The 9,927-nt window shown below is 73.1% G+C and carries 9 protein-coding genes; 6 read left to right on the forward strand and 3 right to left on the reverse strand.

Translation table 11 applies throughout. The features are described from left to right. Positions 1 to 305 precede the first annotated feature (305 nt). The 3 genes from ABZ862_RS37905 to ABZ862_RS37915 are packed head-to-tail and all read right to left on the reverse strand — an operon-like array spanning position 306 to position 3,586. Positions 306 to 2,138 carry a HAMP domain-containing sensor histidine kinase gene (locus ABZ862_RS37905; RefSeq protein WP_360969029.1) on the reverse strand — a complete coding sequence of 611 codons (1,833 nt, stop codon included), beginning with the start codon at positions 2,136 to 2,138 and terminating at the stop codon, positions 306 to 308. Beyond that, complete coding sequence (locus ABZ862_RS37910) at positions 2,135 to 2,836, reverse strand: response regulator transcription factor (protein ID WP_360969032.1); 702 nt, start codon at positions 2,834 to 2,836, stop codon at positions 2,135 to 2,137. The genes ABZ862_RS37905 and ABZ862_RS37910 overlap by 4 nt, the downstream gene beginning before the upstream one ends. 15 nt (positions 2,837 to 2,851) lie before the next feature. Next, on the reverse strand, positions 2,852 to 3,586 hold the full coding sequence (locus tag ABZ862_RS37915) for a L,D-transpeptidase family protein (RefSeq protein ID WP_360969035.1): 735 nt from the start codon (positions 3,584 to 3,586) through the stop codon (positions 2,852 to 2,854). A 314-nt stretch (positions 3,587 to 3,900) separates the two neighbouring features. Between ABZ862_RS37915 and ABZ862_RS37920 the strand changes: the two genes are divergently transcribed. The 6 genes from ABZ862_RS37920 to ABZ862_RS37945 all read left to right on the forward strand — a co-directional run bounded on the left by ABZ862_RS37920 (position 3,901) and on the right by ABZ862_RS37945 (position 9,690). After that, positions 3,901 to 4,578: a TetR/AcrR family transcriptional regulator gene (locus ABZ862_RS37920; protein WP_360969038.1), complete on the forward strand. Its 678-nt coding sequence runs from the start codon at positions 3,901 to 3,903 to the stop codon at positions 4,576 to 4,578. A 75-nt stretch (positions 4,579 to 4,653) separates the two neighbouring features. Then, positions 4,654 to 5,586, forward strand: a complete 933-nt coding sequence (locus ABZ862_RS37925) for an MBL fold metallo-hydrolase (protein ID WP_360969041.1) — start codon at positions 4,654 to 4,656, stop codon at positions 5,584 to 5,586. Between the two features lie 232 nt (positions 5,587 to 5,818). After that, positions 5,819 to 8,272, forward strand: a complete 2,454-nt coding sequence (locus tag ABZ862_RS37930) for a nitrate- and nitrite sensing domain-containing protein (RefSeq protein ID WP_360969044.1) — start codon at positions 5,819 to 5,821, stop codon at positions 8,270 to 8,272. Further along, positions 8,269 to 8,715 carry a roadblock/LC7 domain-containing protein gene (locus tag ABZ862_RS37935; RefSeq protein WP_360969047.1) on the forward strand — a complete coding sequence of 149 codons (447 nt, stop codon included), beginning with the start codon at positions 8,269 to 8,271 and terminating at the stop codon, positions 8,713 to 8,715. Before ABZ862_RS37930 ends, ABZ862_RS37935 begins: the two co-directional genes overlap by 4 nt. Next, complete coding sequence (locus ABZ862_RS37940; protein ID WP_360969049.1) at positions 8,712 to 9,119, forward strand: DUF742 domain-containing protein; 408 nt, start codon at positions 8,712 to 8,714, stop codon at positions 9,117 to 9,119. The genes ABZ862_RS37935 and ABZ862_RS37940 overlap by 4 nt, the downstream gene beginning before the upstream one ends. Continuing rightward, positions 9,100 to 9,690, forward strand: a complete 591-nt coding sequence (locus ABZ862_RS37945) for an ATP/GTP-binding protein (protein ID WP_360969052.1) — start codon at positions 9,100 to 9,102, stop codon at positions 9,688 to 9,690. Before ABZ862_RS37940 ends, ABZ862_RS37945 begins: the two co-directional genes overlap by 20 nt. The last annotated feature ends 237 nt before the right edge of the window (positions 9,691 to 9,927 follow it).

Genomic DNA, 9,927 nt, shown 5'->3' on the forward strand with positions numbered 1-9,927 from the left:
GGGTGCGGACGACCGCCGCGCCGATGCCGCCGGTGCCGCCCGCGACGAGGGCGACGCCCGGCCGGGACGAGAAGTCCTCCATGTCTCACAACCCCCTGCCGACTCGGCGATCGCGTACTCCAGCATGTAGCCGTGTCCGCCGGACAAGGGAAGACCCCCGTCGGGGGTGCCGGCCCACGCCCCTCGGTCCGCACCAGCCCGACCTCGCCGGGGCGGCCCTGCCCGGGACGAGCGGCTCTCGGGCGACCCGTGAGCTCCGGCGGCGTACCGCCAGGTCGTCCCGCCGTCGTCACATCCCGCCGTCGTCACACCCCGTCAGGGGAGGGCGCCGTCGGCAGCCGCAGCGTGAACACCGCCCCGGCACCGGGCTCGCTCGCCGCCTCGGCCGTGCCGCCGTGCGCGGCGAGCAGCTGGCGGACGATGGCCAGCCCCAGACCGCTGCCTCCGGTGCGGCGGCTGCGGGACTTCTCGGCACGCCAGAACCGGTCGAACACATACGGCAGTTCGTCCGCGGTGATACCGCAGCCCGTGTCGGCGACACGGATGACGGCCGAGGCGCCCTCGCGCCGCGCGGCGAGGGTGACGGTGCCGCCGGACGGGGTGTGGCGCAGCGCGTTGGAGACCAGGTTGCCGAGCACCTGCCGCATCCGCACCGGGTCGGCGTCCAGCCACAGGGTGCCGGACACGTCGGTGCGCAGCGTGACCGCCGCGGCGTCGGCGGCGACACGGTGGGCGGCGGCGACCTGCTGGAGCAGTTCGTCGGTGCGGACCGGTTCGGGGCGCAGCCGCAGGGTGCCGGCGTCGGCGGCGGCGAGATCCTGGAGGTCGTCGATGATGCGCTGGAGCAGCACGGCCTCCTCGTGCAGGGAGGAGAGCAGCGCGGTGTCGGGTTCGACGACACCGTCCCGGGTGACCTCCAGCCAGCCCCGGATGTTGGTGAGCGGGGTGCGCAGTTCGTGGGCGATGTCGCTGACCATCGCCTTGCGCTGCGCCTCCAGGCGTTCCCTGCGCTCGCTGAGACCGTTGAACGCCTCGGCGAGGATGCCGGTCTCGTCCCTGGTGGTCACGGGCACCCGTACGTGCAGTTCGGGTGGTTGCCTGGCGGCGGCGGTCAGGGCCCGGAGCGGCCGTACCAGCCGGGAGGCGACGACGGCGGTCACGGCGACGGTCACGGCGAGTACGAGTCCCGCGGCACCCGCGACCTTGGCCTTGTTGGCCGGAGACATGTCGAAGCGGGGCGCGGTGGGCCGGTCGCCGACACCGAGGAAGAGTTCGGCGACCGGCGCGGTGTAGGGGGCGAGCTGGGCCCGGCGGGCGGTGAGGACGCAGTTCTGCACCGTGTGCTGCGCCGTGGTGCCGCTCGCTCTGGCGTACTTGGTGAGGAGGAGCCGGCTCACCGGGTCCGTACCGGAGGGGTCGAAGGCCAGGTACAGGGATGTGCCGAGACGGACGCCCAGGCGGTCGAGGCAGGTGCGGGCCAGTCCCTGGAGTCCGTCGAGGGCCTTCTGCTCGGTGGCGGTGGGGCTGTCGAGCGGGCCGGAGTCGCAGTCGGCGGTGTAGCCGGGGGAAGGGGCCGTGCCGTCGGAGGCCACGAGGACGGGCCGGCCCCGCGGAGTGGTCCGTACGGTGACCCGGATGCCGTGGCGGTCGTAGCAGCTCTTCTCCTTCCCGGCGAGCGCGGCCAGCGTGGCGCGTTCCTCCGAGGTGAGCCGGAACGGACCCACGGCACGGGGGTCGATGCCGGTCAGCTGCGCGCCGGGTTCGGAGTAGGTGTCGGTGTGCAGGGGGTCGACGGTGGCGGCGGGGCGCGGCGGCAGCGGAGTACGGCTCGGCGCGGAGTCGGCGACGAGGGTGCGGTCGGCGGTGGTGAGGGCGATCCGCCGGCCGGTGCGGGCGGCGAGGGCGCGGACCTCGTCCCGGACGTCCCGCCAGTCGGGGTGGGTGGCGGCGTACCCGCTGAGCCGGGCCAGGATGCCGGTGTCGGTGGCGAGATCCTGTCCCTGTTCCTCCCGCAGGGCGCTGGTGACGGTGGCCACGGCGAGCCAGGCGGTCGCCGCCACCGAGCACAGGGCGATCAGCGCGGCGGCGGACAGCAGCCGGACCAGCAGCCGCTTGCGCAGCGGTACGCGGGGGCTCATCCGCGCTCGCCGCGGAGCTTGTAGCCGACGCCGAACACGGTCATGAGCCGGACCGGCCGGCGGGGGTCCGCCTCGGTCTTCTTCCGCAGGTTCATGATGTGGACGTCGACGGCGCGTTCGGTGGAGGCCCGGTCGGTGCCCCGGGTGCGCTCCAGCAACTGCCGCCGGGAGAAGACGCGTTCCGGCTCGGCGACCAGGGCGAGCAGGATCTCGAACTCGGCGGGGGTGCACTCCACGGGGCGCCCGTCGCAGCGCACCTCGTGCCGCACCGGGTCGACCTCGAGCCCGGACGCGCGGACCGCGGGGTCGCTGCGGCGTCCGTCGGCCGTCCGCCCGGTGCGCCGCAGCACCGTGCGGATACGGGCCATCAGCTCGCGCGGACTGTACGGCTTGGTCATGTAGTCGTCGGCGCCGATGTCGAGGCCGAGCAGGAGGTCCTCCTCGTCCGAGCGGGCCGTGAGCATCAGCACCGGCAGGTCCTCATGGGTACGGCGCAGCAGCCGGCACACGCCGAAACCGTCGAGCACCGGCAGCATCAGGTCCAGGACCAGCAGGTCGGGCCCGAGTCTTCGGGCGGCCTCCAGAGCGGCGCCGCCGTCGTGGACGACGGTGGCGGTGTGCCCCTCGGCCAGCAGGGAGCGGCGTATGAGTTCGGCCTGCATCTCGTCGTCCTCGGCGACCAGCACATGTGCGCACACGGGGCGGATCCTAGGTCAGCGGGCCAGATACGCGGCGTCGCCCATGACGACGACGGGGTGACGGGCGGGATCGAGGGCCAGCAGCAGGTCCTTCATGTGGCGCCGGGAGACGGCGACACAGCCGTGGGTGGGGCCGCCGTGGTCGACGTGCAGCCAGATGCCGCCGCCGCGCCCCGGGCCGAGCGGGCGGGTCCAGTCGAGCGGCGAATTGCCGGGCACCCGGTTGTAGTCGATGGCGATCACATAGTCGAAGGATCCGGTCAGGGGCTCGCCCTCGAAGCCGGTGCCGGGCGAGACGAAGCCGGAGGACCGGGTGTACGGCAGCCGGCTTCCGGGGTCGGCGAGCAGACCGCCGGCGTCGGAGAGGGTGTACACCCCGGTGGGGGAGCGCAGGTCTCCCGCCGTGTGGTGGCCGGTCCAGCCCTTGAGCGCGTTGTGGGCGGGCCATTCCGGGCCTGCCTGCCAGCCGCTCCCGGTGCGCTCGTACAGCACCAGGGCGGAGCGTGAGGAGTCGTGGCCGCGGCCTGTCACCAGGACGACCTGCCGGGCGCTGCGGGGTATCCGGGCCAGCGTCGCGGGCCCCAGCCCCGGTATCTCCCGCGGCGATGTCCCGGCGGTGGGTGTGCGGACGGTCCCGGGCGGCGACGCGGCGCCGGCCACGGTGTGCGGCAGCGCCGCCGCCCCGCTGCCGCATCCGGTGAGCAGCAGGACGGTGGCGAGCAGGGCGGCGGACGGGGTTCGGACGGTCATGGGGACGATCTTGACCGGGACTTATGAGGAACCTGTCAGGTCCGCCTGTTTGCCTACCCTCTTAATTGGACTGTACTGTCAAGTACAACTTCGGGTCGCGGGAGGTGCGACATGAACAGCCGCATGCGGAGCCGTACGGACGTGGCCGTTCCGCGGCAGCGGACGGGATCCGGAGACGCTCTTCCCGGCGCCCACGCCCGGGTGCAGGGCGCCCGGCCGCCCCGGCGGGCCGCCGCCCGCGGTGACCGCACCGATTCCGTCAGGACGTTCCGGGCGTCCCGGGGGACCGGCACCCCGGCGGGGAGCGCGACGGCGTGACGGAACGGCTGAGCACCGGCCGGACGGGGGCGCACCACACGGAGCCCCGGCGCCGCAGGTCGGCCTCCGACGAGAAGATCCTCGCGGCGGCGAAGGAGCTGTTCCTCGCCGACCGCTACGACGGCGTCACCCTGGAGCGGGTCGCCGAGCGCGCCGGCGTCTCGCGGCAGACCGTCTACAACCGCTTCGGTTCCAAGGAGGCGGTCTTCAGGGAGACGGTCCGCCACCACTGGTCGGCCTTCGCCGGCCCGGACCACCGGATCGTCGAATGCGACACCGACGCGAGCGCCGAGGAGGTGCTGCGCGGGTTCGCCCGGTCGCTCCAGCGCTTCGCCACCCGGACGGAGCAGATCCGGTTCGCCCGGCTCGTGGTGACCGAGTCCGCGCGTCGGCCCTGGATCGCGGACGAGTTCTACCGGCTGGGGAAGGGGCCGGTCGTGGCGGCGTTCGCCGGCTGTATCGACGACCTGGCCCGCAGCGGCCGTCTGCGATGCCACGACAGCCACCTCGCGGCGCGCCAGTTCATGGGCCTGGTGCAGGAGTTCCTCGTCTGGCCGCAGATCATGGCCTTCGAGGAGGAGGCCGCCGGTCCGCACACCGCGGACGTGGTGATCGAGGAAGCCGTCCGCACCTTCCTGGCGCGCTACGCGCCCCCGCACGACGGCTCCGCGTGACCCGACCGGCCCGCCCCGCGGCCGTCGTAGCTCTTCCGTCCGGCCCGTCCCGCAGTCCGAGGAGGACCCGTCATCGTGCCCGCGCCCGGCATCACCCTCGGCGACGTCCGGATCACACGCGTCGTCGAGTGGTCCGGTCCCATCCGTACGGCCCGCTTCATCATCCCCGACAGCGACGAGGAGACCTGGCGGCGCAACGAGAAGTGGCTGGCACCGGACTTCTGGACCCCGGCCGGGGACAGCTACCGCTGCCGCATCCAGACCTGGGTGCTGCGCAGCGAGGGCAGGACCGTCCTGGTGGACACCGGGGTCGGCAACGACCGGGACCGCCCGCAGGTCCCGCAGTTCGCCGGGCTGCGGACCGATTACCTCGCCCGCCTGCGCGAGGCCGGTGTCACCCCGGAGGACGTCGACGTCGTCGTCAACACGCACATCCACTACGACCACGTCGGCTGGAACACCGAGCTGCGCGACGGCGCATGGGTGCCCACGTTCCCCAACGCCACGTATCTGATCCCCCGCGCCGACCACCTCTACTTCGGCCCGGACGGCGCCCACCGCACGGGCGCACCGCGCGACGAGCACGAACGCGTCCGCCGGCAGGGCGGCAAGCTCGTGTTCGACGACAGCATCGCCCCCGTCCACCGAGCCGGGCAGACAGTGCTGTGGGAGGGCTCGCACCGTATCGACGGCAATCTGCTGCTGGAGGCCGCGCCGGGCCACACCCCCGGCTCGTCCGTCCTCACCCTGCGGTCGGGCACCGACCGCGCCGTCTTCGTCGGGGACATGCTGCACAGCCCCGTCCAGGTCCTCGAACCCGGCTGGAACAGCTGCTTCTGCGACGACCTCCGCCTGGCGGCCAGGACCCGCCGCGCCTACCTGGCACGCGCCGCGGAACTGCGCGAACTCGTCATCCCGGCCCACTGGCCGGGGCACGGAGCCGCCGAGGTCCGCGGCGACGGCGACGGCTTCGCGCTCTCCGCATGGGCCGCCTTCCCCCGCGGCTGACACCGGCGGCCGGCACCCCCGAGGTCCCGGCGCCGCTCGTCCCGGGAACACACGGCGTGTTTTCCCCCACCAGGCGTCAGATCGCCTCTCTCGGCGCTTCCTTCCCATGTACCGCCGAATGCGCTTTCGAACTTTGTGCACTCTATGGCTAATATCAGGCCACCAACCGCTACTGCCTGGCGCGAACTCGTCACAGGCGCGGCTGAACAGTGACCAGGAGAGTGTCTCGCGCGTGAGTGGACTGAACAGGGCCGGACGCCGTGGACCGGGCAGTGCGCGGGCCGGCCGCCGACCGGCCGGCCCGACGGACAGGCAGTCGTGGACGGCCGGCGAACGCCGTCTGCCGCTGCGCACGGTGCTGCTGGTGCTGCTGCTCGTGCCGAGTACGGCGCTGGTGTCGCTCTGGGGCCTGGCCACCTACCAACTGGGCGACCAGTACCGTAAACAGGCCACACAGCAGGACCTGACCACGACCGTCGCCCCGGTCACCGCGGTACTGTTCAACGCCCTGGAGGCCGAACGCCGCCTGACGGCCGAGACACTGGCCTCGCCCCGGGCGGCCCGGACCGCCCTGGCCCGGCAGCGCACGGCCACCGACCGGGCGGTCGAAGGCTTCCGGCCGCTGGCCTCGCTGGACACCGGCAACGGTCAGAGCGGACTGGGCGACGCGCTCGCCCGGACGGTGAAGGTGACCGGCAGGCTCGCGCAGGAACGCCGCGCGGTGGACGCCGGAACCACCGGCCAGGACGGCGCGTTCGCCTACTACACCGAGGCCGTCGGCGCCAGCACCGACGTGTTCGCCGCGCTGTCCCGCGGCACCAACGGCGAGGTGAACACTCTGTCGCAGGTCCTCTTCGACCTCAACGGCGTCGCGGACATGATCAGCCGCGAGGACGCGGTGCTCGCTCGCGGCTGGGCGTCGGGCCGGCTGTCGGCCGAGGACTACGACCTGGTCACCGACGCCGTCGGCGCCCACGGCTACCTGCTGGACTCGCGCGTGGTGCCGAACCTCACCCCGGCGGAACGCCGGATGTACACGGCGATGACCACGAGCAAGGAATGGAAGACCCGGGTCGCGCTGGAGGAGCGGCTCCAGGCCGCCGACGGCGGAGGCGACGGCGTGACGCTGCCACGGGCCAAGGCCGAGTGGCGGACCGCGGCGGACGCCTCGGTCACCCGGCTGGAACAGCTCATCAGCGTCCACAGCGGTGTCTCCGACGCCGCCGGACTCGCCGAAGTGGGGCGGCTGCGGCTGTTCCTGTTCTCCGCCGCCGTCCTGGGCCTGCTCGCGATCGCGCTCGTCGTCCTGGTGACCTGGCGTCTGACCGCGACACTGCGCCGGCGGGTCACGGCCCTGCGCGACCAGGCGCAGGACCTGGGCCGGCGGCTGCCGCAGGTGGTCACCCGCCTCGAACAGGGCGAGGACGTGGACGTCGACGCCGAGGTGCCGGTCCTCACACCGGCCCCGGACGAGTTCGGCGAGCTGAGCCGGGCGCTGAACACGGCCAGCCGCAGCGCGGTGCGCACGGCGGTGCGCCAGGCGGAGCAGCACCGGGGCTTCGAGCGGCTGCTGCAGCGCATCGCGCGCCGCACCCAGCTGCTGATCGGCCTTCAGCTGAAGAAGCTGGACGAACTGGAGCGCCGGCACGAGGACCCGCAGGTCCTGGAGGGCCTGTTCGACCTGGACCACCTCACCGCCCGGCTGCGCCGCTACGAGGAGAACCTGGTGATCCTCGGCGGCGGCCAGCCGAGGCGCCGCTGGCGCAAACCGGTGCCGCTGCTGGACGTCCTGCGCGCCGCGCAGGGCGAGGTGCAGGACTACCGGCGCATCGCGATCGACGTCGAGGGCCGGCCGTGGATCTCCGAGCGGGCGGTGGGACCGCTGATCCACATCCTGGCCGAACTGATGGAGAACGCCACCGCCTTCTCCAAGCCCCCGACCCCGGTCGAGATCAAGGCGGCGCCGGTCAGCCGAGGCATAGCGGTGGAGATCGAGGACCGCGGACTGGGCATGGAGGCCGGACAGTACGAGGCCGCCAACGCCCTGATGCAGGCGCCCCCGCAACTGGACGTGATGACCCGCGCCGACGACGTGCGCCTGGGCCTGTACGTCGTGGCCCGCCTGTCGGCGAGCCTGGACCTTCAGGTGGAACTGCGGCCGTCGGCGTTCGGCGGCACCCGCGTCATCGTCCTCGTCCCGCAGGACCTCGTGGCCGAACGGCCGCGGTCGGTGACGGACGCGGACGGCGGCCCGTCGCCGGACGACACCGGCGCCCCCTTCCCCTCGCCGCGCCGGCGGGCCGGGTACCCCCGTCCCGTGGACGGCCCCCGCCGTCCGGACGACCCGTACGAACTGCCGTTGCGGTCGCGGGGACGGGCGATGGCCGACGTCTCCGCGGCCGGCCCGGCCCCCGCGGCCGACGAGCCGGCGCCGGCGGATCCGCAGACCGGGTCCGTACCGCTGCCCCGCCGCACGCGTCAGGCCAGCCTGGTGGCCGAGCTGCGTGCGCCGGCTCCGGAGGACCCCGGGGCCTCCCCGCCGGCACCGCCCGGTGCCCCGGCCCGCTCCGGTGCCACCATCGGCGCCTTCCAGCGTCAGTCCCGCAAGAACCGCGCCGCCGGCGCCCGGCCGTCCGAGCCCGGCACCGGCGCGCCCGAACCGCTCACGACGGAAGACCGAGGATGACTCAGCGAACCATCGCCACCGACGCAGACCTGGACTGGCTTCTGGACGGACTGGTCGACCAGGTCACCGGTACCCGTCATGCCGTCGTGCTGTCCGACGACGGCCTGGTGATCAGCCGTTCGAAGACCATCGAGCGCTCCGACGCCGACCGCCTGGCCGCGATCGCCACCGGCCAGCAGAGCCTGGCCCGCGGCGTCGGACAGCTCTTCCAGGGCGGTCCGGTGCACCAGGTCATCGTGGAGATGGCCGACCTGTGGCTGTTCGTCACCTCCGCCGGCCGGGGAACCCACCTGGCCGTCGTCGCCTCCCAGGAGGTCGACGCCGAAGTGATGGCGGTCGCCATGCACACCCTGATCCAGCAGGTGGGCCAGAAGCTGGGCACCGACGCACGTATCCCGCCGTCCGACCCGTCCCCGCCCGCCGGTCCCGGGGCCGGCGCATGAGGCACTGGACGGAGGACCTGGACGACGACGCCGACGAACCGCTGGTCCGCCCGTACACCATCACCGGCGGCCGTACCACCGCCGGGCGTGACGACCTGACCCTGATCACCCTGATCTCGCTGATCACGGCGCAGACCACATCCGGTGCGGACCCGGCAGCCGAACGGCACGTACTGCAGCCGGAACACCGCACCATCCTGCGCCTGAGCGCCCGCGGGCCCGTCGCGGTCGCCGAGCTCGCCGCCGGACTGGACCTGCCGGTATCGGTGACCAAGATCCTCATCGGTGACCTGATCGACGCCGGGCGGGTCCGGGCCCGGCCGCCCCTGACCTTCGCACACGACGGCAACCTCCCCGACATGACCATCCTTGAGGCGGTGAGAAATGGGCTCCGCGGGCTCTGATCCGGCGCAGACGGCCCAGGCCGTGAAGATCCTGATCGCAGGCGGCTTCGGCGTGGGCAAGACCACCATGGTCGGCGCGGCCAGCGAGGTGGAGCCCCTGCACACGGAGGAGTATCTGACCCGCGCCAGCGTCGGCGTGGACGACCTGGCCGGCATCGGCGCCAAGACGACCACCACCGTCGCGCTGGACTTCGGACGCATCACCATCAACGACGCGCTGGTGCTCTATCTGTTCGGCACTCCCGGCCAGGAACGCTTCTGGTTCATGTGGAACGACCTGGTGCACGGCGCCATGGGAGCGGTGGTGCTGGCCGACACCCGCCGCCTGGAGGTCAGTTTCGCCTCCATCGACTTCTTCGAGAGCCGCCGCATCCCGTTCGTCGTCGCGGTCAACTGCTTCCACAACGTCCGCGACCGCACGCCCCAGGAGGTCCGCACCGCCCTGGACCTGGACCCGCACGTTCCCCTGGTGCTGTGCGACGCACGTGAGCAGACCGAAGTGCGGGAAGTCCTGGTGACCCTGGTCGAACACCTCATGGCCCGGCACTCCGCATCGCACCCGGCCGTGTGATCCCGGCCCCTGCCCTGCCCGACCGGGCGGCACGCCCTCGACGGCGGGCTCACCACGGGACGGCGGGCAGGGCCGTCCGCCCGGCATCCGGGGCATCCCCGCCACACCCCCTACCAGACGTGCACGAGTCCCTTGTCCGGGGCTAGTGTCCTGAGTCGGAAGTTTGCGGGCGGTTGTAGGGTGGGGTGATGCCGGGTCCGAAGCCGTTGCTGCTCGAGTTGTCCGATCACGAACGCA

The sequence above is a fragment of the Streptomyces sp. NPDC047000 genome, assembly GCF_040644295.1.
Lineage (GTDB): Bacteria > Actinomycetota > Actinomycetes > Streptomycetales > Streptomycetaceae > Streptomyces.

Bases quoted from the DNA above. Each gene is read 5' to 3' on its own strand.
- ABZ862_RS37905 (WP_360969029.1), bottom strand. From the start codon at position 2,138: ATGAGCCCCCGCGTACCGCTGCGCAAGCGGCTGCTGGTCCGGCTGCTG.
- ABZ862_RS37935 (WP_360969047.1), top strand. From the start codon at position 8,269: ATGACTCAGCGAACCATCGCCACCGACGCAGACCTGGACTGGCTTCTG.
- ABZ862_RS37945 (WP_360969052.1), top strand. From the start codon at position 9,100: ATGGGCTCCGCGGGCTCTGATCCGGCGCAGACGGCCCAGGCCGTGAAG.
- ABZ862_RS37915 (WP_360969035.1), bottom strand. From the start codon at position 3,586: ATGACCGTCCGAACCCCGTCCGCCGCCCTGCTCGCCACCGTCCTGCTG.
- ABZ862_RS37940 (WP_360969049.1), top strand. From the start codon at position 8,712: ATGAGGCACTGGACGGAGGACCTGGACGACGACGCCGACGAACCGCTG.